The sequence below is a fragment of the Pseudomonas sp. DF5 genome, from assembly GCF_058148225.1.
Genome location: NZ_JBYVYM010000015.1, coordinates 51,455 through 75,704, shown reverse-complemented (window position 1 = coordinate 75,704; position 24,250 = coordinate 51,455). Strand labels below are relative to the sequence as shown.

Genomic DNA, 24,250 nt, shown 5'->3' with positions numbered 1-24,250 from the left:
TCAGCCTTCCAGCATAGTTAACGCTCCATCATTCTGCTTTTTGTCGTGGCATGCGATCTGTTGCTGCAACGCGTGATCCAGTTCAAGCATGGCGCGGTCCATGGACTTGCTGCAATCGGCCACTTGATTGTGGTGATGCCTGTTTTTGCAGGCCTTTTCGAGCGCCTCGCAACTGTCGATCACTCGGGATGCCTGGACGATTCGCGCCGCACCCTTGATTTTGTGGGCGATGTCGAGAAGTGGCTGCCGGTCGTTTGCCCGGGACAATGTCAGCAGCGTTTGCCGGTCCAGGCGGTTGCTGTTCAGCAGCTCGGTCAACAATCGCCGGTTCAGTGCCGGGTTGCCACCGGTTAACAGGTGTAGCCCCTCCAGGCTGAACGCCGGGTCGCGGACCGTCGGTGCAATGCCTTCGATCCATTGGCTCAAGGCTGTCAAACTCAGGGGTTTGAACAGGCAATCGTCCATCCCGGCTTGTTTGCAGCGTTGTCTTTCCTCCGGTTGCGCATTGGCGGTGAAACCCAGAACGGTACAGGCAGCGCGCTGCATGCGCTGTTCATGTTGGCGAATGGCACGGGCCATGTCATATCCATTCATGATCGGCATGTTGCAATCAGCAATCACCAGGTCGAATGGCTGATCTTTCCACGCCTCCAATCCCGCCTCGCCATCCGCCGCGACATTGAACCGATGCCCCAGAAATTCGAGTTGCTGACACATGAGCAAGCGATTGGCCGGGTGATCATCGACCACCAGAACGTTCAAGGGGGCCGCAGTCGGTTGAATGTTTGGCTCTACAGGTTTCGGTATCCGTTCCGGCGGCAGGGTTGCGAGGCTCAGCGAAACCCGGACCTGTGTGCCGACTCCCGGCTGGCTGCTCAAACTCAGGGTGCCACTCATCATTTCGCATAGATTGCGGCTGATCACCAGACCTAGCCCCGCACCGCCCCTAGGCAACTGGCCGGAGTTATCGGCCTGGACGAAAGGCTCGAACAGTCGCTGCTGATCCTGCTCGCTGATCCCGGCGCCACTGTCCTCAACCAGCAACTGCAGCTGCACGCGATCGGGCTTGTCGGTCGGTTGCAACTCGAGGCTGATCCTGACCCCGCCTTGTTGCGTAAACTTGATTGCATTGCTGACCAGATTGGACAGCACCTGCTTGAAACGCATCGGGTCCAACAGGACATCGGTCGTCGGTTTGGCAGGGTTGAATTCCAGGTGCAGCTTGAGGTTTTTCTGCCGGGCCAGCCCGTCGAAGATCCTCACCACCGAGCCTACGGTTTCAGCCAGATTGACGCGCTCAGGGCTCAGGCTCAGACGTCCGGATTCGATGCGCGCAATATCGAGAATGTCCCCGATCAGCTCCAGCAGGTCTTTCGCCGAGTGATAGGCGACGTCGATAGCCGATCGATCCGGATGGCTGTGCTCGATACGTTTGAGTGTCAGTTCGAGCATGCCGATGATCGCATTCATCGGGGTGCGGATCTCATGGCTCATGGTGGCTAGAAAGGTGCTTTTAGCCCGGTTGGCTTCATCGGCGCGTTCTTTTGCTGCCCGCAGCTCTTCGAACAGTTGCCGCCGTTCGCTGATGTCGATCCAGCCGCCGATGACGCCTTGCACGTCACCGCTGGAGTCTCGATAGGGAAGGATCCAGTGATAGATCGTCAGCTTGCGGTCACCGATGTGCAACGGGCGGTCGAGAATCAATGGCGTGCCCTCGGCCATGACGCGCTGGTAGTCCGCCTGATATTCCCGAGCTTCGAAGGCGTTGCTCAGGGTGCCCGGTATGACGCCTTTACCAATGATGTCTTCGCGTTCGGTGCAGAAGGCTTGCAGGTAACTGTCGTTGCAGCTTTGCAGCAACCCCTGGCGATCACGCACGTAAAGGGGATGAGGCGTGCCATTGACCAGTGATCGCATGAATTCCAGTTGATCGTTCAGTGCGCGCTCGGCCGCCTGCCGCTGTTTTATCTGGCGTCTCATATAGGCGTTCCAGGCAACGGAGATCAGCAATAACACGCCGGCGCCGGTAACGATCTGATAGAACACTCGGTGATAGTTGCGCCAGGTACTTTGCGAGGCCGCCGAATAGCCGCGCCAGCGGTTGTTGATGATGCCCAGTTCTTCCGGTGCGATGCTCAACAGCGCCTTGTCGAGGATGGCATTCAGCTCTTTGGCATCGCGCCCGGTTGCCAGGGAAAATGCCGCCTGTTGGGTGCCAATGGTGGTGCTGATCTGAAGTGTCTGCTCGAAGATCCGCGATGAGATGAAGTAATTGGCGATCACCAATGAGTTCACCGCACCTTCTGCCTTGCCCTCGGCGAGCAACTCCACGGCACTGAACGTGTCTGGAGTTTCAACCAGGTTGATCCGCGGAAACTCTCTGCGCAGGTAATCCACCAGTGGATTGCCCTGGGCAATGGCCAGGCGTTTGTCTTGCAGCTGGTTGAGGTTTGTCGGGCTGTTAGCCGCTTTGCGTGTCAGCAGGACAAAGGAGTTTTCCAGATAAGGGCGGCTGAAGTTCAACATCGTTTCACGTTGTGCGCTGGGGAGCAGGGCGGCGATCAAGTCGGCCTGATGGTTGGCGATCTGCTCGACCATCTCGTCATCGCTTCGGCTGCGCTGGATCTCGAAGCGCAAACCGGTGCGCAATCTGATCAGTTCAAGCAGGTCTGCCGTGACACCCCGAAAGTTGCCGTCGCTGTCAAAAAACGTCAGCGGCGCAAACGCTTCATTGACCACCACCCGCACGACTGGATGTTGCGCCAGCCAGCGTTCTTCGCGGTGGGTGAGTTGCAGCTTTTGATCGGTGAGAAGAATGTCACTGCCGGCACTCCAGCGTTTGGCGATGTTTTCCCGTTCGTTGGTGGGAATGGCCTTGAGTGCCGCGTTGATGATCCCGAGCAGGTCCGGGTTGCCCTTCTGTACGGCAAAGCTGAAACCATGGGCTTCGTGTTTGCCGAAGTTGGCCATGCGGATGTTGTTCAGGTACCCCTTGTTGATCATGTAATGAGTTGAAATGGTGTCACCAAGAAAAACGTCGGCCTGGTCGAAGGCAACCGCATTGATTGCATTCTGGTAGGACGGGTAGGAGGTGATGATTGCCTTCGGATACAGCGCCCTGACTTCGTCCAGAGGCAGATAGTGATACACCATGCTGAGCCGCAGACCGGCAAGACCATCGGTCAGAGACCTGGTTTCTCCTTCCCGTGTCACCAGCACCGGTTGATCCACGGCGTAAGGTGTGGACAGCGTAATGTCGGCATTGTCTGCCTCGAACCCATTGGCGGTGCCGAGCATATCGACCTGGCCTTTTTCCAGCGCCTCGATCGCAGCCCCACGGGACGCAAAGCGCCTGACCTTGACGGGCAACCCGGTAACTTTGCCGAGGATGCCGGCGTAGTCGGCGGTGAAACCTTCGTAGTCATGGCCGCTGAGGGTCAGATCGAAGGGCGGATAATCCGGGCCTGACGTGCCCAGGATCAATTCACGTTTGTCTTTGACCCATTGTAGTTGTGAGGTATCCAGTTGGACTTCCATGTGCCCGGTCGTTGAGCGACTGAGCAGGGTGTAGTTTTCGCTGGCCGTCTGCGCTGCGAACACCGAGGTACTCAGGCATAAAGCCGCGACCATGAGTCTTAGATAATCCTTCAAACGACTGGGCATCCTGTTCCTCACACTAACGCGTTACGTTTTGCCATATCGATGAGTTCAACCAGAGATTTGGCTTTGAGTTTCTGCATAAGTCGTTTTTTATAGGTGCTGACAGTCTTGTTGCTGAGGAACATGCCCTTTGCAATTTCTTTGTTGGTGCGGCCTTGGGCAAAAAGTTGTAATACCATCAACTCTCGATCATTAACGGATTTGAACAGGTCCAGGTCTGCCCACTGTGCGTCGTCGCAACGAACAGGATTCAAGGCCTCGCTGGGGAAGTAGTTGTAACCTGATAAGACTGCCTTGATCGCACTCACCAGTTCACTGAGTTCTTCCTGTTTGCATACATACCCTGATGCACCTGATTGCATGCAGCGGATGCCGAAAAGCTTCGGGCATTGTGCAGTTAATACCAGCGTCTTTAATGGCGTGCTCATCGCGTTGAAACGGGAGAGCACTTCCAGCCCATCCAGTTTGGGAATGCTGATGTCGAGGATGATCAGATCGGGCATGCATTCGCGCACCATCTGCATGGCGTCGACGCCATTGTCAGTTTCGCCGACGACTTTGTAACCTTCATGTTCCAGCAGCATTCGAACGGCAAGGCGGATGACAGGGTGATCGTCGACAATAAAAACGGAGTTCATAATCAAATCCCATACGTGCACAAATAAAGCGCGCACCTTAGCTCAGTAGTTGAGGGGGTGCATGAACTGACAAGCCGATAGCAGCAATATAGGAATAATCCTACAATTGAAAAAGAAATGGACTACGCACCAACTAGGTTTTGAATGAGGAAGGGTTGAAGTTTGGATGGTGTAGTCAAGAGGGGGGAGCGTTGGATTATAAGTTCTAGTCTGTGTCTTTTGTGCGTTTTTAGTGTGTGGGAAGTGGTGTGTTTTATTGTGGGGCTAAGCTCAACAAGTTTCTAAAGTCTGATTGTTTCAATGGCTTGATCAAGTAACCCAGTAAGGGGAGTCCATGTTCGTAGGCCATTATTTTAAGTTTTTCCAGTTCGGCCGATGTCAGGCTGCTCAGCAGTATTGCCTGTCTGATCATCCCCCAGTGACTGGCGATCTCGATCAAATCAAGACCGGGAAGGTCGGGCAGGCATTGGTCGCACAGAAGAATATCGAACGGTTGTGCAGCCTTGAGCATTTGTTGCAAGGCGCCTTCGGCACTGTCAGTGGTGGTCAACTGGGTGAAGCCGTAACTTTCGAGCAGGTATTGAGTCGCTCTCAGCTGAAACGGATGATCTTCCACAAGCAATATGTGCCAATCGTGTTTGAGCGTAGGATTTTTCATGCTTCATCTGTCGAGCAATGGGTGTGCAATTGTTTCGCGAGACGGCGGAACAATCGATCAGTCAGCTCTGCACAAGGTGTAGGGCGATTCTGTCGATGTTGAAATACAGATGAATGTCGAGGCGTTCGATCAGCCGTTCAGACATCGCTGACGCGGCTGATCGATGCGCTGTTATCCGTGGCTTGAACGCCCCGTCATTTCCAGCGCCATTTCACCGGCATAGCTGTCGGTCATGCCAGCGATGAAATCAATCATGCGCAGGAAGGAAGTGTGCAAAGGGCCGTGGGGATCGGGTGCATTGTTGCCCAGCAGGTCGAGTATGCGCCGGTTCTTGAAGGAGGGCGTACGACCGTTGTGTTGCTCCAGTGCCGCACCGCAAAAAGCATTGAGCAGGATTTCCAGGGTGGTGTAGGCGCCGATTTCGTGGAGTGTCTTGCGCTTGTCCTGGAAGATTTTTTTGCGCGCCATGTCCTTGGCATTCAAGACACAGCGTTTGGCCGGGCCATGCATGTGTTCGACAAGGTCGCCCGGCAGCGTGCCAGCCAGTAGCGCGTCCTGTTGCTCGACGAATGCTTGGGCTGCTGCGTTGGTCAGGTGTTCGATGGCTTTACCCCGCAGAATCGCCAGTTTGCGCCGCCGCGAATCCTGCGGGCCGAGCTGGCGATAGGTTTCCGGGAGATCGTCACCCACCAGATCCAGCAGCAGGGACTCGACTTCGGCGTACTCCAACAGCTCCATTTCCAGGCCATCTTCCAGATCGATCAACGCGTAGCAGATATCGTCGGCGGCCTCCATCAGATACACCAGCGGATGGCGTGCCCAACGCTGCTCTTCCAGTTGGGGCAGTCCGAGTTTATGAGCGATCTGTTCCAGCAGCGGCAGTTCGCTCTGGTAGCAGCCGAACTTGTGCTTCTTGTAGCCCAGTGAGTCGGCGTGCCGGGCCGTCCACGGGTATTTCAGGTAGGTGCCCAGGGTGGCATAGGTCAGTCGGGTGCCTCCTTCGAACTGATGGTATTCAAGCTGGGTGAGCACCCGGAAGCCTTGGGCATTGCCCTCGAAGTTGAGGAAGTCGTTGCGTTCGGCTTCGCTCATTGCATCCAGCCAGCCACGGCCGGCGGCCTGTTGGAACCAGTGGCGAATCGCGTCTTCGCCGGAATGGCCGAAGGGGGGATTACCGATGTCATGGGCCAGGCAAGCCGATTGCACCACCATCCCCAAATCGCTTGGTTCGCACCAGTCGGGCAGGGCGCTACGGATGGTTTCACCGACGCGCATACCCAGTGAACGGCCGACGCAGCTGACTTCCAGCGAGTGGGTCAGTCGCGTGTGGATGTGATCGTTGCTGGAGACCGGATGGACCTGGGTCTTGCGCCCGAGACGGCGAAACGCGCCCGAGAAAATGATCCGGTCGTGGTCTTTATGGAAAGGACTGCGGCCGAGTTCTTCCGGGCTGTGTACAGGTTTTCCGAGGCGCTCGCGGGTAAGCAGGGTGTGCCAATCCAAGGCTGGTTTCTCCGTCAGGTGACTGAGCCCCTAGCTTCCCGGTTCGCGCCGGTACCTGCAAGGAGAACTAGAGCCCTGCGGCGTCGATATCGATGAGCAGCAGTCGTTCGCCGTTATCGAAAAACTGTCCGGCAGTGAGGCAGTACTGATTGCTGGTGGCGTCTCGGTAAGTGTTGGAGAGAGTCAGACGACGCTCATCCCAACCCTCGGCCAGCAAGTGATAAAAATAGGGGCGCCATGACCAGTTATGACCCAGGTAGCGGTTATCGGCTTCCCAGCCATTGTTGCGCCATTCCAGGTTGGGGGTCAGCTGCGTGCCGTGGCGGTCGCACTGATAAAAACGCAACAGCCAGGGAAAAGCCTGCAGTTGCGGCAAGGCGCTGAGGGGGGCGCCGGCTTGAGCCCAGGCTTGCAGGATGGCCATCAGTTCACTGAGTTGCTGGCGCATGATCATCAGACGGGCGCGCTCAGTCAGTTTTTGCTGAACGTAACGCTGGCGCAGTTGCGCGAAGCGCTCGACAAAGGCGTCGGTGGCGAAGAAATCCGCTTGCGCTCGGGCGAACAGAAAGCCCTGTACGTAGCGTGAGCCGCATTCCAGGGCAAAATTCAGTTGAGCTTCGGTTTCCACGCCTTCGGCGATGATCCAGCAACCGGTTTTTTCCGCCATTTGCGCCAGTGCCTTGACCACATCGCTGCTGGGACCGCCCAACGCGGCGGCCTGGAACAACCGCATGTCGAGCTTGAGAATGTCCGGTTGCAGGGCCAACACGCGATCGAGTTGAGAGTAACCGGCACCGAAATCATCGATGGCGATCCGGGCCCCGGCTTGCCGGTAGCGGGCCACGACTTCAGCCAGACGCTGGCTGTCGCCGCCCAATTCGGTGATCTCGAAGACGATTCGCTGTGCATCGACACCATGCCTGCTCAGTTGCTTGAGGCTCGGCAGTGCCTGGTCCCGGCGCAAGTGGCTGATCCAGCGGGGGGAGATGTTCAGGCTGAGAAACCAGTCCGCGGGCGCTTCATGCAGACGGCTCAGGGCGTTGTCGCGAATCTGGCGATCGAGACGTCGCAGGGCGATGGCCGGGGTTCGCGGATCGGCGAACAGCGCACCTACCGAGGTCAGCTGACCATCGGCCTGGCGCAGTCGGCCCAGCGCTTCGACACCCGCGATACGGCCTGTGGCGGTATCGATGAATGGCTGGAAACAGGCGAGCGGTTGCCCGTCGATCACGAGGCCTCCTTAGTAAGGTGTTGTTCTGATCAGAAACCTGGTGGCCAGGTAGGCACGCAGGATTAACCGCTCGATAAAGAGGCTAATCCCGGTGGTATTGCAAGAATGCAGCCAGACAAGACTGATTAGTGTTTGCGCGAAGAGTTTTGCATGATCAGCTTGATCAACGGCCCCAGTGCCGCGCCCAAGCTAACCAGCTTGGTCAGGCCGCCGAGACTGCCGCCCTTGGCACCCTTGCCGGTCAGAAAACCCAACCCGAGCACGGCGGCGATGCCCCAGAGCGGGGCGTGTTTGATGCCGAAGCCGTCTTGCAGGCTTTGTGTCATGCCGCGCACCCGTTGCAGGGGCTGCAGCAGTTGTTGGGATTCGTGGCGAATTTCCTGGCGATGCATTTCCATGCGCAGGCGGATCAGTGCCTTGCGCATTTCCGTGCGCGAGCTGTTACGGGGAAGTTCAGGCAGGTTCATGGCAACAGGCGCTCCCGATCATTGGCCAGCTCTTCGAGGGTGCCATGGAAGGGCGAGGATTCATCGAAAATCGCCGCCCTCAAGCGCATCGCGCAGAACAACGCGGCGAGGGTGTAGAACACACAGAGCCCGATGATCGCCGCCAGGCGATAGGTGTCCCAGAACAGGATCAACACCAGCGTCGACAACCCCACCAGCAACAACAAGGCAAAGACCAGCGTCAGGCCTGCGAACAGCAAGAGGCTTACGGTGCGTGCTTTTTGCTCCTGCAGTTCGATGCCGAACAGTTCGACATGGCTATGCAGCAATCCAAGAAACGCGGCACCCAGGCGCCGCGATGAAGAGCGGGTGCCCGTCGCGGACGAGCCGGATTCATCGATCGCCATATCAGCGCCGAGTGGCCAGCAGACCAATCAGGAAACCCACGCCGGCTGCAATCCCGACCGATTGCCATGGGTTGGCCTGAACGTAATCTTCCGTGGCGGCGACGGCCGCTTTGCCGCGCTCTTGCAGGGCGTCTTCGGTCAGCTTCAGGGTTTCCCGGGCACGCAGCAGGCTGTCGCGGATCTGTTCGCGCAGCTCGTCGGCCTGATCACCGGCCAGGGAGGCGGTGTGTTCCAGCAACCGCTCGGTGTCGCTGACCAGTGCCTGGAAATCTTCCATCAGAATTTCTTGAGCAGTCTTTGCCTTGATGCGTGCCATTGGTGATCTCCGTAAGTGGCTTCTGAAGCGTTCGAGTATGAGCCTTGCGCGAAGGTTCAGTACAAATGACTGGTACATCTTTTGCTACGTCGTGGTGCGTCAGCCGGCGCTATTGCGCTGTTGCCGGGCATGATTTCAGGAAAACCCTGATTCAAACAATCAAAACTCGCGCAGAGGCGGCGGTCTTGTGCGCCAAAGCGGTTCATTCGGGCCAATGCCATGGTCCTGAAGAGCTGCAACTTGGTGCGTCGGTCATCTGCATGAACTGCTTTGGTGCTTTTTTCAGCCTTTAGGTCTGCCAATCCATGGAAAATCTGCAAAGTGCTGTGGACAGTCTGGTCCATAGCTCCAACACGTTGTTCATTCTTATCGGTGCGGTCATGGTCCTGGCCATGCACGCCGGTTTCGCCTTTCTCGAAGTCGGTACGGTTCGACAAAAGAACCAGGTCAACGCCTTGTCGAAGATCCTCAGCGACTTCGCCATTTCGACCCTGGCTTACTTCTTTATAGGCTATTGGATTTCCTATGGGGTCAGTTTCATGCAACCGGCGGCGGTGATTACCGCCGACCATGGCTATGGGCTGGTGAAGTTTTTCTTTCTGCTGACCTTTGCTGCGGCGATACCGGCGATCATTTCTGGCGGCATCGCCGAGCGCGCCCGGTTCGTCCCGCAGTTGTGCGCGACGGCGCTGATCGTGGCGTTCATCTACCCCTTCTTCGAAGGCGTGGTCTGGAATGGCAATTTCGGTCTGCAAGCCTGGTTGCTGGAGCGCTTTGGCGCCAGTTTCCATGACTTCGCCGGCTCCGTGGTGGTTCACGCCATGGGCGGCTGGCTGGCACTCGCGGCGGTGTTGCTGCTGGGGCCGAGGCATGGTCGTTATCGCGACGGACGATTGGTGGCATTCGCGCCGTCGAGCATCCCCTTTCTGGCGCTGGGTTCGTGGATCCTGATCGTCGGCTGGTTCGGCTTCAACGTGATGAGCGCCCAGACCCTGCAAGGAGTCAGCGGGCTGGTGGCGGTGAATTCGTTGATGGCCATGGTCGGCGGCACAGTGGCAGCGTTGATCGTCGGGCGCAATGACCCGGGCTTCCTGCATAACGGCCCGCTGGCCGGGTTGGTGGCGATCTGCGCCGGCTCGGACCTGATGCATCCGGTAGGCGCGTTGGTGACCGGCGCCATCGCCGGAGCCCTGTTTGTCTGGTGCTTTACCGCGGCTCAAGGCAAATGGCGTATCGACGATGTGCTGGGTGTCTGGCCGTTGCATGGTCTGTGTGGCGTCTGGGGCGGAATCGCTTGCGGCATCTTCGGTCAAACCGCGTTGGGCGGTTTGGGGGGCGTGAGTCTGATCAGTCAGTTGATCGGCACTTCTTTGGGGATAGTTGTGGCGCTGGCCGGTGGTTTTGCCGTGTATGGCGCGATCAAGGCGGCCCATGGCCTGCGCCTGAGCCAGGAAGAAGAGTATTACGGCGCGGATTTGTCGGTGCACAAGATCGGCGCCGTGAGCCAGGATTGAATCAGCGTTCTTCATCGTTGGCGCCGGGGTAGAAATCGTGCAGCAGGCGATAGCGGTCATGTCGTACCTGGTCGACCCGGTCCTGCACTTGCTGACCGGGTATGCCCAACATGATCAGTGCGTGGGAGGCGAGCATCAGACTGGACTCCAGCAGCTCGGGTACGACTTCGCTGGCACCCGCCGCCTTCAATTCGGCCAACTGACTGTCGTCCCGGGTGCGCACCAGGATCGGCACGGTCGGATTGAACCGGCGTGCTTCCTTGAGGATCAGCAGGGCGATGTCCGTTTTGTCCACGGCAACGACCAGCAGCCTGGCGCGCTCCAGCCCTATCGCGATCAGCAGCTCGCCGCGACGTGAGTCGCCGTAATGCACACTGCTTTCATTGATGGCGGCCTCCTGGACCCGCACCGGGTCGGTGTCCAACGCAATGTACGGTTGTTGTACATGACTCAGGAAGCGCCCGATGGACTGACCTACGCGGCCGTAGCCACAGATCACCACGTGATTGTGCAGGCCGGCGTTGAGCGCGCTGATTTCTTCGAGTTCGGCCGCTTTGTTGGGTTTGCGGTGCAGATGCATGGCAATGCGGGGAGCGACGCGCAGCAGTAGAGGCGTTACCAGCATCGAGCAGAAAGTGGCGGCCAGCAGCAGGCCGCCGAGGTCGGCGGGCATCAGTTGGTTCTGTTGCATCTGCGCCATCAGGGCAAAGCAGAATTCGCCGCCCTGAGCCAACGCCAGGCCGCTACGCCAGGCGGTTTCACCATCGCTGCCGCGCCATTTGACCAGCAGCGCGACGAGGGTGCCCTTGATCAGCAGCAACCCGAGCGTCAGACCGAGAATCAGCAGGCCATGGCTGGCAAACAGGCGCAAGTCGATCAGCATGCCGATACTGACAAAGAACACCCCGAGCAGGATGTCGCGGAACGGACGGATGTCGGCCTCGATCTGATGTCGGTAGTGGCTTTCCCCCAGCAGCATACCTGCGAGAAAAGCGCCCAGGGCAGGGGAGAGGCCGAGCAAGTGAGTCAGCCAGGCGGTCAGCAGAACGATCACCAATGCCAGCAGGACGAACAGCTCCGCGGACCGGGCCGCGGCGACTTCATGGAACAGTCGTGGCAGAAACCAGCGACTGACCAGCAGCAGACCGACGAACAGCACCAGGGTCTTGGCCAGCGTCACCGGCAGCGCCCAATACCAGGTCTGGTCGCCGCTGCCGGCGAACACTGGCACCAGCGTCAGCAGCAACACCGCGATCACGTCCTGGAACAACAACACGGCGATGGCATTCTGGCCGTGACGGCTGAATATTTCGCCGAGGCTGCTCAACTCCTTGCTGACAATGGCGGTAGACGACAGCGCCAAGCCGGCACCGAGTAACAGGGCCGGTGTGATCGGCATGCCGAACAGCATCAGCAATGCCCCCAGCACGATCCCGGACCCCAGCACTTGCAGGCTGCCCAAGCCAAACACCACTTGGCGCAGCGCGAGCATTTTCGACAGGGAAAACTCAAGCCCCAGGGAGAACAGCAAGAACACCACGCCCAACTCCGCCAGATCGGGCAAATCTTCGTTTTCATTTACCCAGTTGAACGCTGTCGGTCCGATCATCAGCCCCACGCACAAGTAGCCCAGCACCGGTGGCAAACGCAGGCGCTGGAACAGTGCAATCACCACTAGGGAAGACGCGAGGATGATCAACAGGTTGGCGAACACAAAAAACTCCGTGAGGTTCTGGCTACTCAAGCGTAGAGGCAAAAAAGACACGAGCATTGCGCAAATGACCACCGACGCAAATGATTTGCGTCAGAATTTTACCGAAACCTCTTGAAATTACCGTTGCTCAGACGTCGGCTCGACTGCGTTTGATGGCGGGCCTAGAATGAGCGCTTACTTCGTTTGGTCTTGTCGTCATGCCTCCTGAATGTCAGCTGTTCGGCACCGTTGGTTGCCATCTTTGTGAAGTCGCCGAAGCCATGCTGATGGAGTTTGTCGAGCGTGGTCTGTTGGTGGAGCTGGTGGATATCGCTGACGATGAAGCCTGGTTCGAAGCTTACAGCCTGCGTATTCCGGTGTTGCGTCGGGTCGATACCGGCGCTGAGCTGGGCTGGCCGTTTAATGCCGAGCAGGTGGTGGCGTTCCTGCGCGAGTCCTGACGCTGCTGGCGATACTCCATCTGTCGCGATCCTCGTTTCATTCGTTGGCGAAAGGTTGATTATTCGGTTACTGTATGTGCATACAGTTATTCGGATTGCCTGCCATGCTTTTCCCTGTTCGGGTTTGGGCAGCCGATCCCGGAAGTCAGAGGGACGAAACGTGGTCAATGTCGAACAATTGAAGAACAGCGTGAACCGGATGTCGGCAGACGTGGTGCGCGAGGCGGTCCTCGAATTGCGTCTGGATGGTCTGGTCACGGAAGGGAAAACGCCCTTCAATAAACTGCATTTCAATACCTGCTTCGCCGAAATCGAAGCCTTGTTCCAGCGCGCGGGTTATCACCGGCAACTGGATGTCGTGGGTTATCAGGGTTTGTTATACGCGCTTTATGATCCTGGCCGCTGGGAAGCGGTCGATGTGCTGCGCTGGCTCAAGGAGTTCACCGAAGCAGCCGCTCGAACGCAGTCGATACCGGCCTGAGGATTCTCTTCTAGGTTCGATCCGGTCACTGTTGGATAATGCCGCCCTGCATCGGGGTTAGAGTTTTTCGTATGTCCACTTCATCTTTTTCTGCTGCGCATAACCAGGCCAGCACGCTCTATCTGCCGCCTGGTCCGTGGCAGACCGTATTCGATTGCCTATGCGAACACTTCAGCGCCATCGGTCGTGAGCAATGGCTGGACAGAATTGCTCGCGGTCGTGTCCTCGATGGGCAAGGTATGCCGATCGCTCTGGATCTGCCTTACAAGGAAGGTCTGCGAATTCATTATTTTCGCGAGGTGCCGGACGAAAAGCCGATCCCGGTGGTGGAGTCGATCCTCTATGCAGACGAGCATCTGGTGGTGGCGGATAAACCGCACTTTCTACCGGTGACGCCGGCTGGAGAATACGTGGAGCAGACTTTGTTGCGACGACTGATCCGTCGACTGGATAACCCGCATCTGGTGCCTTTGCATCGCATTGACCGGCATACGGCAGGGCTGGTGTTGTTCTCAGCCAACCCTCAGAGTCGCTCGGCGTATCAGTCATTGTTCCCTACACGCCAGATCGAAAAGCGCTACGAAGCAATCGCCCGAGCATTGCCTGAGTTAACCTTTCCGATGGTTCATAAAAGTCGACTTATCGATGGCGAGCCGTTCTTTCGCATGCAGGAAGGTCCGGGTGTCAGTAATACCGAGACGGCTGTCGAGGTCAGGGAAAAAAACGGTGAGTTCTGGCGCTATGCGCTTTACCCGGTGACGGGCAAGAAACATCAGTTGCGAGTACACATGGCGGCCCTGGGGGCTGGCATCTGCAATGACCCGTTCTATCCGCAGGTCCTCAAGGACGTAGAAGACGACTATGCCAACCCCTTGAAGCTGCTGGCCCAGGGGTTGCGATTTATCGATCCGGTCACGGGGCAGGAAAGAGAATTCGAAAGCACGATCACCTTGGAGTGGTGATTACAGGCAAACCTGCTTTTCTTCAGCCACGAAAAAGCCCGCTTTAAAAAGCGGGCTTTTCTGTATCCGGTTATCGCCGCAAAGATTACAACTCTTTAACGGTACGGATTTGATCCTTGTTGATGCGGGTGTGTTTGCCATCCAGTTGTTCGAATTCGTAAAAGCCCGATTCTTCATCGTACTTAGGCGTGTCGACGGCCTGGATTTCTCGACCGTCATTCAAGGTGATCACTGAAGGCGATGCACAACCGGCGAGGGTTGCAAGGCCCAGAGCAAGCATGAAAGTGGCGAGGGTCCGTTGGGTCATGAGTGTGTCTCCGAATGGAAATTCTTTTGAATACTGAGCTTGAGACGTATGCAACACGCGCAAGTTCCTTCGCGTGTCAGTCTGACACAGTGTGATGCGTGCTTAACAGTTCCGGCGTATTGAGGTTGGCCAGGCGAGGGTCGTTGTCGGGGCACTGCAGGGCTGTGGCGCCCAAAGTACGCATCAGTCGGCCCGGGCTGCGCTCTCCTTCGTTCCAGGCCGTCTCGAAAGCCGCTGAAAGAATGACGGGAATAATGCACAGCAAAGGTTCCCAGTGTTTTCCATGGCGCAGCATCAATGGTTTGTCCGGATGCTGCGCGGCCGTTTCACGCATGCTCTGGAGCAGCGCGGCATCGATGCGGGGCACATCGCAGGGCAATACCAACAGGTGCGTATGGCGGGCGGCCTTCAGGCCGGCGCGAATACCCGCCAATGGCCCCGGAAAGTCGCCTTCGTCGTCATGGACCAACTGATCTGCATAAGGCGCATATTTCTCCAGGTTTCTGTTGCAGGAGATGATCAGATCATCACTCAGCGGACGGGTTTTGCGGTGTAAGTGCGCGATCAGTGGCTCGCCGTGCCATTCCAGTAATCCCTTGTCCTGACCGCCCATGCGTTGGCCACGCCCGCCTGCCAGGAGCAGAATGGAACAAGGCGCCAAAGGTGTATTCGAGGTCATCGCACTTCTCCATGGGGGCGGCGAAAAAATGAGGCGCTGTGATATAACACCGGGCTGTTTCTCCTACAACTGGACGAGCCTATGAAAGCCAAGGCTGATGTACCTTTCGCACCACTCAACATCGCGGTGCTGACTGTCAGCGATACCCGTACCCTGGAAACCGATACCTCAGGCCAGGTCTTCGTAGACCGCTTGAGCGCTGCCGGTCATAACCTGGCGGCCCGTGTATTGCTCAAAGATGACCTCTACAAAATTCGCGCGCAAGTCGCCAACTGGATTGCCGATGAGGTCGTGCAAGTAGTGCTGATCACTGGCGGCACCGGGTTCACCGGTCGTGACAGCACACCTGAAGCCGTGAGTTGCTTGCTGGACAAGCAGGTTGACGGTTTTGGTGAACTGTTCCGACAAATATCGGTAGCCGATATCGGCACTTCTACGGTTCAGTCCCGGGCCCTGGCCGGTCTGGCCAATGGCACGCTGGTTTGCTGCTTGCCGGGTTCGACCAATGCAGTGCGCACCGGCTGGGATGGCATTCTCGCCGAGCAACTGGATTCCCGGCACCGTCCGTGCAATTTCGTAACCCATCTGAAACAGGCGGCACCCTGTGAATCCCGCGGGTAAGCCAGGCAAGACTGGCAGTCTGATGGCCGTCGAGGTGGCACTTGCGCGCTTACTGGAAATGGCCGACGCCTCAAGAATTCATGAGCACGAACGCTTGCCGTTGGCGCAGGTCCAGGGGCGTGTACTGGCCGCTGATCTGATCTCGACACTTGATTTGCCGCCCTGGCCCAACAGTGCCATGGACGGGTATGCCTTGCGCGCCGCTGACTGGACGGGCGCGCCGTTGCCGGTCAGCCAGAAGATTTTTGCAGGCCAGGCGCCGGAGCCGTTGAAGCCCGGTACCTGTGCGCGGATCTTCACCGGTGCACCTGTACCCGCGGGTGCCGACTGTGTCGAGATGCAGGAGAACGCCGAGGTTCAGGCGGATGAGCGTGTACGTTTCACCGAGACCATGACCCGGGGACAGAACATCCGTCCACAAGGCCAGGAAACCACCGTCGGTGAGTTGATCTTGCCCGCCGGCACACGCTTGGGGCCCATCGAACAGGGGCTGGCGGCATCGCTGGGATGCGCTGAGCTGGACGTGGTTCGCAAGGTTCGTGTTGCGGTCTTGTCTACCGGGGATGAGCTGATTGAACCGGGCCGGACCCTTGGGCCGGGACAGATCTATAACAGCAATCGAGTGTTGCTCTGCAGTTGGTTGCAGCGCTTGGGCTGCGAGGTGATCGATGCCGGCATTCTTCCCGATGATTTAGCGACTACTCGTGCCCGCTTGGGCGAGTTGAAGGATGTCGACCTGATTCTCTCGACCGGTGGTGTATCGGTGGGAGAGGCGGACTTTCTGGGCATTGCCTTGCGGGAAGAGGGCGAGTTGACTCTGTGGAAGCTTGCCATCAAACCAGGCAAGCCGCTGACGTTCGGGCATTTTCGCGGCGTGCCGGTTATCGGTTTGCCCGGCAACCCGGCGTCGACCCTGGTGACTTTTGCTCTGTTGGCAAGGCCCTACCTCTTGCGCCGCCAAGGCGTAAAAGAGGTCGAGCCCCTGAAATTTCAGGTGCCGGCAGGGTTTGTCTGGCCAAAGGCTGGTAACCGACGTGAGTACTTACGCGGACGTCTGGAGAATGGCCGGGCAATCATCTACAAGAATCAGAGCTCTGGCGTACTGCGCAGTGCCGCCTGGGCGGACGGTCTGGTTGAAGTGCTGGAGGACCGTACGCTGATCGAGGGTGATAGTGTGAGTTTCATCCCGTTGAGTGAGGTCATGGGCTGATACAGGCCTGGTTCTACCACGCAAGCCCGTTGGGGCTTGCGTGCATGGCCGTTCCTTAATTTGCCAGAAGTGTCACGACCTGATCGAAGCGACTGTTGGATATCCAGGTCAAAAGCCCCAGGACCACGGCTGTTCCGCCAGCTGAATAGGCAAGCCTGTGCTTGATGGATTTGACGTCGCCGCGGACTTCATCCAGGTCTCTGCGGATGTACTTGAGGTGTGTCTCCAGTTCAGTGACGCGAGGTTCCATATCAACTTCTCCGGTGGGCTTTGCGCTGCTTTTGAATTCAGCCTGATGATTGGCGCGATTGTCTGCGAAAGGCGCGACCGGAGTTACCGGTAGTCTGAGGTCATGGCTTTGCATGGAATAACTGGCTCCTTGCGTTAAAACCATTCAGGTGGCCGATACTGTTATTAGTTAGGATTTTTGAGGCCCTTAAAGGGGGTCCATTCATTTTTTCACGTCCCTGTGTAATTTACTGGTGATGACTGATAACCGCTGACACAACGGTGTACCAATTGCCCTGATGGGTCAATTGAGCCGATTCCTCACGTTTTGTAAGAAAAAATACCGCTCTGTAGGATTCAAGTGTTCCGCCCCAGGAAATAATTGAAATTCTTGCGACTTTTATGAGGGGCTGCGAGGTCAACATCTCCCATACGGATTCGGAAAGGAGGTGATCAAAATGATCGAGCGCAAGGCGCTGTTGATTCTGCATGGCAAGCAGGCGCTCAATGAGCAGGTCCGTTCAGCTGTCGAAGGCAAGCGCCAACAAGGCTGGGAACTGGCTGTTCGACTGACCTGGGAAGCCGGTGATGCGCAGCGGTTGGTGAATGAAGCGTTGACGGCGGGCTATACGCAGCTGATTGCCGGCGGCGGCGATGGCACTTTGCGTGATATCGCCGAAGCCATGGCGGCGCATTCGACGCAGGCCAGCCTGGTGCTTTTGCCCTTGGGCACCGCCAACGATTTTGCACGCGCCGCTGGTGTGCCTTTGGACCCCGCCCAGGCGCTGGAGCTTTTGGAAGCCGTCCCGCGTGCCATTGATCTGGGGGAGGTCGACGGACAGGTTTTTCTGAACATGGCCACGGGCGGTTTTGGCAGTCAGGTCACGGCCAATACTTCCGAGGATCTGAAAAAAATTCTCGGCGGCGCGGCTTATCTCTTCACCGGTTTATCGCGCTTCAGTGAGTTGCATGCGGCCTATGGCGAGTTGCAGGGGCCGGACTTTCACTGGGCCGGCGAGCTGTTGGCATTGGGCATCGGCAATGGCCGACAGGCTGGCGGTGGTCATATGTTGTGCCCGCAGGCGCTGGCTGACGATGGTCTGCTGGATATCAGCATTTTACCCGCGCCCCAGGAGGTGGTCGGTACGTTGAAGGACCTGCTGAGCGATGGCTTCGGAATCGACAACATGTTTGTTCGAGCCCGTTTGCCATGGGTTGAGATCAAAGTCTCGGAGGGCCTTTATATCAACCTCGATGGTGAGCCTCTGGAGGGCGATAGCCTGCGTTTTTCGGCACGTCCGGCGGCATTGCGGGTGCACTTGCCCGAGGGCTCGCCGTTGCTGGGCGGCTCGAATCCGGCTAATCGTCCAGGCTGATGATTTGCTCGCGCACGGCGAACAACACCAGGCCGGCCACATCGTAGATCTGCAAGCGTTTCATGATCTGCGAGCGGTGGGTTTCGACAGTCTTGATGCTCAGGCCCAGGCCATTGGCGATTTCCCGGGTGGATTTTCCGCGAACAATCAATCGCAGGATTTCCAGCTGGCGTGCCGTCAGGTTGTGCGAATTCTGAGTGGGCGCCTGATTTTTCTGGGTTCGGGTCAGCGCCTGGTTGATGACGGTGTGGGCAATGGCCGGGCTCAGGTAGCGCTCGTTATTGCGCAAGGCATCCAGGGCATGTTCGAGTTCGGTGGCCGTGGTGTCCTTGAGCAGGTAGCCATGAGCCCCGGATTCGAGCGCCTGCATGATGAGTGCCGGGTCGGTGTGCATCGACAGGATGAGCACTTTACTCTGTGGACGTACACGTTTGAGTCGCTGCAAGGCTTCAAGGCCACCGGTTGCCCGCATGGAGATATCCAGCAGGATGATGTCGGGCGACAGTTGCTCGACCATCTCGACTAACTGCGAGCCGTCACTGGCCTCCCCGATGACCGCATAGCCGGGAATATCCAGCACCAGAGCGCGCACGCCAGCCCTGATAAGCGAGTGGTCGTCCACCAGAAGTAAGTTACAAGTCAACGCATAACCTTATTCGTACTGGCCCGTTCCAGCGCACGGGGCGCCCAAGGGAAGAGTGCTTCGATTTGAGTGCCTTTGCCCGGTTCGCTGGTCACGGTCAGCGTGCCGCCTAACTGATCGATCCGTTCCGACATTCCGGCCATTCCGCGTTGCCCTTCGCGAGCGGGGTCTGCCGCTGGCTTGAAACCGAGGCCATCGTCACTGATCAACAACGTCAGGCCTTGGGGCAGACGTTGCAGGCGGACCAACAGATTCCTGGCTTCGGCATGGCGCAGCATATTGGTAACCGCTTCTTGAGTGATGCGAAAGGCCGCCACTGCCATTTCCTCCGGTATGCCAGTCAAACGTTGATGGCATTCCAGGCTCCAGTTCACGGACGTATTGGCCAGGGTTCTGAGCAAATGTGCACGCAGGCTGGCTTCCAACCCGAGGCTGGTCAACTGTCGTGGGTTCAGGATGGCCGACACATCACGAACCTTGGTCAGGGTTTCGTCCAGCGTATCGCAGAGTACCGAACACTGACCTTGCAGTTCTTCAGGTAATCGACGTTTGAGCCATTCACTTTGAAGTTTTGCGGCGGTCAGCAACTGACCGATATCATCATGCAGTTCCCGACTGAGCCGGTGGCGTTCGTTTTCCTGAACTTCCAGCAGGCGGTCGGCCAGTTCCTGAGGCTGGAACTTTATCGATTTGAGCGAGAGGCGATGTCCGACCCAGACGCAGGTCAGCGCCGCACTGTTGAGCACCAGCAGACTCACCGGCAAAGGCATGGACAAGCTGTACACCAACAGGCTGCCAAGCGCCGAGCAGGTACACACGAAAAGCGTGAACCGGCGTGCGCTTTTTCGGGAGGGTGGCCACAGGGCAATTAACTTGAGGCTGGCATACATAGCTGATGGAGCCAATGGAATGTTCGCTGCGGGCAGACCGGCCATAAAGGGTGGCGGGTCTCTGTGTGAAAATAGTTTGTATGAGTCGCCTTTGATGACTGCGGTGCAATGCTCGAAATAAAAGCCTTCAATGTTATGGGCTTGTTCGCGCCAAGAGTCACTTTGCCATTAATTGACGTCAACGAATGGGCGGCATAATAACACTTAAGATACCGTTGGTCGCGTTTGGGATAGAAGTCTGCACAGGAGGAAATACCGTTGTTGGACGATGGTTCCATAATGGAAAAATTTTGATTTTTATCTTCGAAGATATCGAGTGTGCCGAATCGTTTTATTCTGATCGACAGGCACTATCTGAAGTCGAGGTTGGGGTAACTATTTATTTCGAGCTGCTGCCATCAGGCATGAACTATTCAATGGCGGCATAAACCCACTCAAGTTACAGGGCGCATCATTGCAATAAAAAACAGCGGGCTGATGAGTTTAAGCCTGCCGTTCCGAGAACGAAACGAGCCTGAACTGTTTAGAGTGGCTGGGCGGCTGAAACTGGCTTTGTCCCACTTGAAACGCAAACGCTTCGATCAGGGAAGTCTGTTCGCTGTCATCAAGGCCGAGTTGGCCGGTGGTCTGGTCGATGAGTTCGAGTTGCCAGGCCATTAACGTGAAGCAATCCTTGAGCGCATCCAGGGCCTGATCGTGCAGGTCCATGTGATTCTGGGCGTGGCTCAGCAATCCATGGAGGTGCAACGAGAATTCCGAGACCGCTGCCAGTGCCAGGGCATCGGCCTTGCTCGCCAGCTTGAGAAGGGTGCTGAGTATGCAGTCGATGGCGTCCTTGTCATTGCTGATCAATTGCAAATGACTCAGGCACTCCTCGGACTTGGCCAGGAGTGTTTCAGCCTCGACGAGAAACTCCGGAAATCGCTGGGCCCACTGTTTAGGGGTGTTCGGCATGCTTATCTCCACAACGTCATGTCAGATGAGGGAATGTCGTGTGTGTCGACGAGAACGTTACGTGTCCCGGCGTTGCCATGCCTTCGTGAGATCGCGCTCCGGCTGGCTTGGGCGCCGGCTGGGGAACTCGAGAGGGTGGATGGCCACTGACCTGCGATCGCACACAAAAGCCTGACTCCGTTCATGCAATGAGAATGGCGTCACATTAATGGCTATTGGATACTGCGAACATCAGGTTGGGCCTGATTGTGCCTAGGGGAATCCCTTACGCAGGGGAACCTAACGTGCAAACCGAGGTCGCGCCGCAGGGAATGAAGCAGATGAAATCACGGGGTCAGTAAAGCATGATGTTAATGTGACATCAATGCTTGGGCGTGGCATTTTGTCTGGGGGTCAAGATTTGGCAAAAACGGCCGATAACTCCCTTTAGTGAATTCATCAGAACAAGCCCAGGAGTCATTAATGGCCGGCATTCTCGACACGGTAGACCAACGCACGCAACTGGTGGGTGAGAATCGCCTGGAAATTCTCATGTTTCGGCTGGCCGGACGGCAATTGTTCGCGATCAACGTCTTCAAGGTCCAGGAAGTGCTGCAACTGCCGAAGCTGACTCTGATGCCGCAGCGCCACCCCTTTGTTTGTGGTGTGGTCAACTTGCGTGGCCAGACGCTTCCGGTGATCGATTTGTCCCAAGCCATCGGCATGCGTCCGCTAGTGCCAAGCCCCACCAGTACGATCATCGTCACTGAGTACAACCGTTCGGTGCAGGCGTTCCTGGTCGGTGGCGTGGACCGCATCGTCAACATGAACTGGGAAGCCATCCTGCCGCCGCCGACCAGCGCCGGTCGCCAGCATTACCTGACCGCTATCAGCAAGGTCGACGATCAGTTGGTGGAGATCATCGACGTGGAAAAAGTCCTGGCCGAAATCGTGCCGTACAACGCCAAGGTCTCGCGCGACAAACTCGACGATCCGGTTCTGGAGCGCGCCCGTGGCCGTGAGGTGCTGCTGGTGGATGACTCGAACGTGGCTCTGTCGCAATTGCGCGATACCTTGGGTCAACTGGGCGTGAAGATGCACATCGCCAGCGATGGCTTGAAGGCGCTGAACATGCTCAAGGCCTGGGCTGATACCGGTGTGAACATGACTGACAAACTGCTGATGATCTTCACCGATGCGGAAATGCCGGAAATGGACGGCTATCGCCTGACCACCGAGATCCGCAACGACCCCCGTTTGCGCGGCCTCTATGTGGTCCTGCACACCTCGCTGTCGGGTAGCTTCAACGACTCGATGGTCAAGAAGGTCGGCTGCGACAACTTCCTCTCCAAATTCCAGCCCGACAAACTTGTCGACGTGGTTCGTCAGCGTCTGATGCTCGACGAAGTGCCGGCCTGATAACGATCTGGAAAAGCGTGGTGGCAGGGTTTGGGGCTGCTGCGCAGCCCAACGGGGGCAAGCCCCTCGCCACAGGGTCTTTGATTCGGCGATCAAGCTCGTATAGGGTGGCGTTTTTGCCCACCAGGGAGCTGTGGCCATGCATCTGAGCGCGCTGTATCGTTTTCCGTTGAAATCCGGCAAGGGCGAGACCTTGAATCAGGTCAGCCTGGACAAACTGGGGCTGGACGGTGATCGACGCTGGATGCTGGTGGATGAGGCCAGCGGGCGCTTTCTGACCCAGCGCGCGGTCGCCAAAATGAGTCAGCTGTCGGCGTTGTGGAATGCAAGCGGCGGTTTGACCCTCAGTGCTCCGGGCCATTCACCGATTGATATTACGTTACCTGACGGCGACGCCGATCTGCGTGGCGTGACCATCTGGCGCGACACTTTGCGCGTCCCCGATGCCGGGGATGCGGCGGGAGCCTGGGTCAGTGAGTTCATCGGCAATCCGACGCGTCTGGTGCACGTGCCGCTGGATCGCGCGCGGACCACCCAGGCCGGCTATGGCAAGGAGGACGATCAGGTAGCGTTTGCCGATGGTTTTCCGTTGTTGCTGATTGGTCAGGCGTCACTGGAAGACTTGTCGCAACGGGTCGGGCGGTCGCTGGAGATGTTGCGCTTTCGGCCCAATCTGGTGATCGAGGGCAGCGAGGCGTACGCCGAAGATGGCTGGAAGCGCATTCGCATTGGCGATGTCGAGTTTCGCGTGGTCAAGTCCTGCTCACGCTGCGTTCTGACCACCATCGACCCGCAAACCGGTGAACGCAGCGACGACCGTGAACCTCTGGCGACCTTGCAGAAGTACCGAGCCCAGGAAGACGGCGCGATGTTCGGGCAGAATCTGGTCAATGACGGTAACGGCCGGCTCGAAGTCGGTATGCCAGTGACGATCCTCGAATAGCAGCCCTCAATAAAAAAATGCCCGTGTCCTTGGACACGGGCATTTTTTGTCGCGGTGAAAACCCTCGGGTTTAGCCGCGGTATTCGCACAGGTAAGCGGTGTCGACGGCCACTTTCAGCTGGAACTTGCTGTTGGCGGGCACGTTGAACTGGCTGCCGGCGGCGAAGGTTTGCCAGTCGCTGCTGTCAGGCAGTTTGACGGTCAGGGCGCCGGACACCACGTGCATGATTTCACGCTGGCTGGTGCCGAATTCGTATTCGCCCGGTGCCATGACGCCGATGGTCGCCGGACCTTCAGCAGTGCCAAAGGCGATCGACTTGACGGTGCCGTCGAAGTACTCGTTGACTTTAAACATGGGCGATTCCTCGAAAAGGGCTAAAAAGGGCCGGCCAGTATGCACAAGGTGTCGATAGGCGTCACCTCCTGCACTCAAGGATTGGCGGGGAAAATCAGCGGTAACAGGCGCGCGGTATTGCGCGCATCCTCCAGCGCCCGATGTTGCTGACCGTTGAACTGCAGACCCGCCAGTTGCAGCGCGCCATTAAGCCCCAGCGGGCGCTCCAGTCGGCAGGCTTTGGCGAAGCGTTGTTTGAGATTCATGTGCGGCATTCGGCTCAGGGCACTGTTGAGTTGCAGGCGCTGCCATTCCTGAAGCAGTTGTTTGCGGTCGTAATCACCCCAACTGGCCCAGCCTTCCAGGTTCGAGAGATGCTGGCCAAGCCAGTGCTCGAACGAAACCCAGACATCGCTCAAGGACTGAGCGGCATCGACATTGGCTTGGGTGATGTGGGTCAGTTCCCGGCAAAACGGCGTCAGCAAGGGCCGACGCAACGGGCGCACGAAGCACTGGAAGTGATCCAGTTCCCGGCCTTTGCGGTCCACAAGGGTGGCGCCGATTTCGATGATTTCCATTTCGGTTACTGGCCAGCCGCCCTCATCGGTGGTGGCTTCCAGATCAATGACCAGCCAGTGAGGCATCGCAGGTTTCCTGGTATCCGCGTCCTGATAGGGCTTGAGCGTAGCCAAACCCG

The 24,250-nt window shown here is 57.6% G+C and carries 27 protein-coding genes; 10 read left to right on the top strand and 17 right to left on the bottom strand.

Going from position 1 to position 24,250, the window contains the following annotated elements; translation table 11 throughout:
• The 8 genes from AC30D7_RS15655 to AC30D7_RS15620 all read right to left on the bottom strand — a co-directional run bounded on the left by AC30D7_RS15655 (position 1) and on the right by AC30D7_RS15620 (position 8,859).
• Positions 1 to 3,663: a transporter substrate-binding domain-containing protein gene (locus AC30D7_RS15655; protein WP_490134677.1), complete on the bottom strand. Its 3,663-nt coding sequence runs from the start codon at positions 3,661 to 3,663 to the stop codon at positions 1 to 3.
• Positions 3,664 to 3,671: 8 nt separating this feature from the next.
• Positions 3,672 to 4,298 carry a response regulator transcription factor gene (locus tag AC30D7_RS15650; RefSeq protein ID WP_007940027.1) on the bottom strand — a complete coding sequence of 209 codons (627 nt, stop codon included), beginning with the start codon at positions 4,296 to 4,298 and terminating at the stop codon, positions 3,672 to 3,674.
• 253 nt (positions 4,299 to 4,551) lie between these two features.
• Positions 4,552 to 4,956, bottom strand: a complete 405-nt coding sequence (locus tag AC30D7_RS15645; protein WP_490134676.1) for a response regulator — start codon at positions 4,954 to 4,956, stop codon at positions 4,552 to 4,554.
• Between the two features lie 171 nt (positions 4,957 to 5,127).
• Positions 5,128 to 6,459: a deoxyguanosinetriphosphate triphosphohydrolase gene (locus AC30D7_RS15640; RefSeq protein WP_490134675.1), complete on the bottom strand. Its 1,332-nt coding sequence runs from the start codon at positions 6,457 to 6,459 to the stop codon at positions 5,128 to 5,130.
• A gap of 67 nt (positions 6,460 to 6,526) precedes the next feature.
• A complete protein-coding gene (locus AC30D7_RS15635; RefSeq protein ID WP_490134674.1) occupies positions 6,527 to 7,690 on the bottom strand; it encodes an EAL domain-containing protein in 1,164 nt (387 codons plus the stop codon).
• A gap of 125 nt (positions 7,691 to 7,815) precedes the next feature.
• Entirely contained in the window at positions 7,816 to 8,157 is a 342-nt protein-coding gene (locus tag AC30D7_RS15630; protein ID WP_490134673.1) for a hypothetical protein, read from the bottom strand.
• Entirely contained in the window at positions 8,154 to 8,543 is a 390-nt protein-coding gene (locus AC30D7_RS15625; RefSeq protein ID WP_258672901.1) for a phage holin family protein, read from the bottom strand. Before AC30D7_RS15625 ends, AC30D7_RS15630 begins: the two co-directional genes overlap by 4 nt.
• A 1-nt stretch (position 8,544) precedes the next feature.
• Complete coding sequence (locus AC30D7_RS15620) at positions 8,545 to 8,859, bottom strand: ElaB/YgaM/YqjD family protein (protein ID WP_490134672.1); 315 nt, start codon at positions 8,857 to 8,859, stop codon at positions 8,545 to 8,547.
• Positions 8,860 to 8,924: 65 nt separating this feature from the next.
• Between AC30D7_RS15620 and AC30D7_RS15615 the strand changes: the two genes are divergently transcribed.
• Together AC30D7_RS15615 and AC30D7_RS15610 are read left to right on the top strand one after the other, a co-directional pair.
• The gene (locus tag AC30D7_RS15615) at positions 8,925 to 9,152 is read left to right on the top strand and encodes a hypothetical protein (protein ID WP_490134671.1); all 228 of its coding nucleotides are present in this window, start codon (positions 8,925 to 8,927) and stop codon (positions 9,150 to 9,152) included.
• A gap of 12 nt (positions 9,153 to 9,164) precedes the next feature.
• Positions 9,165 to 10,373, top strand: coding sequence for an ammonium transporter (locus AC30D7_RS15610; protein WP_490134670.1), 1,209 nt, complete (start codon positions 9,165 to 9,167; stop codon positions 10,371 to 10,373).
• Between the two features lies 1 nt (position 10,374).
• Here AC30D7_RS15610 and AC30D7_RS15605 read toward each other — a convergent pair whose 3' ends face one another.
• Complete coding sequence (locus AC30D7_RS15605) at positions 10,375 to 12,087, bottom strand: cation:proton antiporter (RefSeq protein ID WP_490134669.1); 1,713 nt, start codon at positions 12,085 to 12,087, stop codon at positions 10,375 to 10,377.
• A gap of 197 nt (positions 12,088 to 12,284) precedes the next feature.
• Here AC30D7_RS15605 and AC30D7_RS15600 point away from each other — a divergent pair, with 197 nt between their 5' ends.
• The 3 genes from AC30D7_RS15600 to AC30D7_RS15590 all read left to right on the top strand — a co-directional run bounded on the left by AC30D7_RS15600 (position 12,285) and on the right by AC30D7_RS15590 (position 13,970).
• The gene (locus AC30D7_RS15600) at positions 12,285 to 12,527 is read left to right on the top strand and encodes a glutaredoxin family protein (protein WP_490134668.1); all 243 of its coding nucleotides are present in this window, start codon (positions 12,285 to 12,287) and stop codon (positions 12,525 to 12,527) included.
• Between the two features lie 160 nt (positions 12,528 to 12,687).
• A complete protein-coding gene (locus AC30D7_RS15595; RefSeq protein ID WP_007895054.1) occupies positions 12,688 to 13,008 on the top strand; it encodes a hypothetical protein in 321 nt (106 codons plus the stop codon).
• 71 nt (positions 13,009 to 13,079) lie between these two features.
• Entirely contained in the window at positions 13,080 to 13,970 is an 891-nt protein-coding gene (locus tag AC30D7_RS15590; protein WP_490134667.1) for a pseudouridine synthase, read from the top strand.
• A gap of 85 nt (positions 13,971 to 14,055) precedes the next feature.
• Here the strand turns inward: AC30D7_RS15590 and AC30D7_RS15585 are convergent, their stop codons facing one another.
• Both AC30D7_RS15585 and mobA read right to left on the bottom strand, forming a co-directional pair.
• The gene (locus tag AC30D7_RS15585; RefSeq protein ID WP_490134666.1) at positions 14,056 to 14,277 is read right to left on the bottom strand and encodes a YgdI/YgdR family lipoprotein; all 222 of its coding nucleotides are present in this window, start codon (positions 14,275 to 14,277) and stop codon (positions 14,056 to 14,058) included.
• 76 nt (positions 14,278 to 14,353) lie between these two features.
• On the bottom strand, positions 14,354 to 14,956 hold the full coding sequence (gene mobA / locus AC30D7_RS15580; protein WP_490134665.1) for a molybdenum cofactor guanylyltransferase MobA: 603 nt from the start codon (positions 14,954 to 14,956) through the stop codon (positions 14,354 to 14,356).
• An 81-nt stretch (positions 14,957 to 15,037) separates the two neighbouring features.
• Between mobA and moaB the strand changes: the two genes are divergently transcribed.
• Together moaB and AC30D7_RS15570 are read left to right on the top strand one after the other, a co-directional pair.
• Entirely contained in the window at positions 15,038 to 15,577 is a 540-nt protein-coding gene (gene moaB, locus AC30D7_RS15575) for a molybdenum cofactor biosynthesis protein B (protein WP_007940044.1), read from the top strand.
• On the top strand, positions 15,561 to 16,787 hold the full coding sequence (locus tag AC30D7_RS15570) for a molybdopterin molybdotransferase MoeA (RefSeq protein ID WP_490134664.1): 1,227 nt from the start codon (positions 15,561 to 15,563) through the stop codon (positions 16,785 to 16,787). Before moaB ends, AC30D7_RS15570 begins: the two co-directional genes overlap by 17 nt.
• A 55-nt stretch (positions 16,788 to 16,842) precedes the next feature.
• Here the strand turns inward: AC30D7_RS15570 and AC30D7_RS15565 are convergent, their stop codons facing one another.
• Positions 16,843 to 17,151, bottom strand: coding sequence for a hypothetical protein (locus tag AC30D7_RS15565; protein WP_490134663.1), 309 nt, complete (start codon positions 17,149 to 17,151; stop codon positions 16,843 to 16,845).
• 322 nt (positions 17,152 to 17,473) lie between these two features.
• Between AC30D7_RS15565 and yegS the strand changes: the two genes are divergently transcribed.
• Positions 17,474 to 18,391, top strand: a complete 918-nt coding sequence (gene yegS / locus AC30D7_RS15560) for a lipid kinase YegS (RefSeq protein ID WP_490134662.1) — start codon at positions 17,474 to 17,476, stop codon at positions 18,389 to 18,391.
• Here yegS and AC30D7_RS15555 read toward each other — a convergent pair.
• The 3 genes from AC30D7_RS15555 to AC30D7_RS15545 form a co-directional block, all read right to left on the bottom strand.
• Entirely contained in the window at positions 18,375 to 19,034 is a 660-nt protein-coding gene (locus AC30D7_RS15555) for a response regulator (RefSeq protein ID WP_490134661.1), read from the bottom strand. The two genes, yegS and AC30D7_RS15555, sit on opposite strands and share 17 nt — an antisense overlap.
• On the bottom strand, positions 19,031 to 19,924 hold the full coding sequence (locus tag AC30D7_RS15550) for a sensor histidine kinase (RefSeq protein ID WP_490134720.1): 894 nt from the start codon (positions 19,922 to 19,924) through the stop codon (positions 19,031 to 19,033). Before AC30D7_RS15550 ends, AC30D7_RS15555 begins: the two co-directional genes overlap by 4 nt.
• A 483-nt stretch (positions 19,925 to 20,407) precedes the next feature.
• Complete coding sequence (locus tag AC30D7_RS15545) at positions 20,408 to 20,878, bottom strand: hypothetical protein (protein ID WP_490134660.1); 471 nt, start codon at positions 20,876 to 20,878, stop codon at positions 20,408 to 20,410.
• 462 nt (positions 20,879 to 21,340) lie between these two features.
• Here AC30D7_RS15545 and AC30D7_RS15540 point away from each other — a divergent pair, with 462 nt between their 5' ends.
• Together AC30D7_RS15540 and AC30D7_RS15535 are read left to right on the top strand one after the other, a co-directional pair.
• Positions 21,341 to 22,276: a chemotaxis protein CheV gene (locus tag AC30D7_RS15540; protein WP_018929995.1), complete on the top strand. Its 936-nt coding sequence runs from the start codon at positions 21,341 to 21,343 to the stop codon at positions 22,274 to 22,276.
• Positions 22,277 to 22,415: 139 nt separating this feature from the next.
• Complete coding sequence (locus AC30D7_RS15535; protein ID WP_490134659.1) at positions 22,416 to 23,219, top strand: MOSC domain-containing protein; 804 nt, start codon at positions 22,416 to 22,418, stop codon at positions 23,217 to 23,219.
• Between the two features lie 70 nt (positions 23,220 to 23,289).
• On the opposite strand, the gene ppnP is transcribed toward AC30D7_RS15535, so the two are convergent.
• Together ppnP and AC30D7_RS15525 are read right to left on the bottom strand one after the other, a co-directional pair.
• Positions 23,290 to 23,574: a pyrimidine/purine nucleoside phosphorylase gene (gene ppnP, locus AC30D7_RS15530; RefSeq protein WP_018929993.1), complete on the bottom strand. Its 285-nt coding sequence runs from the start codon at positions 23,572 to 23,574 to the stop codon at positions 23,290 to 23,292.
• A 74-nt stretch (positions 23,575 to 23,648) separates the two neighbouring features.
• Positions 23,649 to 24,197, bottom strand: coding sequence for a 3'-5' exonuclease (locus tag AC30D7_RS15525; RefSeq protein WP_490134658.1), 549 nt, complete (start codon positions 24,195 to 24,197; stop codon positions 23,649 to 23,651).
• Between the last annotated feature and the right edge of the window lie 53 nt (positions 24,198 to 24,250).